Below are 948 nucleotides of genomic sequence, written 5' to 3' on the forward strand. Positions count from 1 at the left end.
AATTCTCAATTAGACTCATAATCATTCCAGAAAGACATTCTAGCCTTGATTTTTTCCAAGAAAAGTTTAGTATCAGTGACTGAAGTAGTATATTGTGCATAGTCAGAAAATACACTCTTATACTACTTCAACCTCCCATATACAATACCTTTACAGAGTATTTATTACAAAAATTGTAGGGTACTATGGACAGGCTCACATACATTCGCTCACAATGACGAGTTTAATTGACTATACTAATCAGGTTAGTTATCAGACTAACGTTCAACCGTATTTTTTGATAGTCCTGATTTAGTTCTATGCCGCTCTTCTTCTATTTTTTTTACAAAATTGCTAGTTGTGAGAGAGGCTTGTTTTTTAGTTTTTTGATTAACTTGTTTAGCATCCAATACAATAGGATTACTATCTACATGCTCTGATAAACCGTATTGTCCGACACTTTTACCAGTTAATACGTAAGTTATATAATCTACCATGTGTTTTACAAAATTTTTAATCCCACCGATAGAATGAGCTTCTAACTGAAACCATGTCTTACCATCTTTTGTTTTGCCAACTAAAAATTCTCTAAATATTTCGCCAGCTTGAATTGACACATCGGACTCAGCCTTATTGCCCCTATGGTGAGAAGAAAAACGTTCTTTAACCAGCCCTAGATCTTTTAATTTATCATACATACTCCCATTATCTTCAACTATTATATGGGCACCTTGTAGAAAATCACTCGAATGCGGTAATACAACTTTTGCCATTATGTCTATTATTACAGCAGCTTTCTGCAAAGTATCTTTTGGGTTGACAGAGCTTTTAGGGGTGTTGAGTATATTTTGTATAAGAGCTTTTTTAGTATCAGGCGGGTCTATGGGCAGTGTATGGTGGTCTCCTTTGTCTAGACAAAAATTTAGCAATTTAGAGATATAATTCCCATGAAATTATTATTGTCACTAT

Annotated in this window: 1 protein-coding gene; it reads right to left on the reverse strand. The window is 33.9% G+C overall.

Annotated features, from left to right (window positions below):
• Positions 1 to 257: 257 nt before the first annotated feature.
• Positions 258 to 908, reverse strand: coding sequence for a hypothetical protein (locus RiCNE_RS07095; RefSeq protein WP_094649844.1), 651 nt, complete (start codon positions 906 to 908; stop codon positions 258 to 260).
• Positions 909 to 948 lie beyond the last annotated feature (40 nt).

Source organism: Rickettsia endosymbiont of Culicoides newsteadi (genome assembly GCF_002259525.1).
In the GTDB taxonomy this organism is placed as follows: Bacteria; Pseudomonadota; Alphaproteobacteria; order Rickettsiales; family Rickettsiaceae; genus Tisiphia.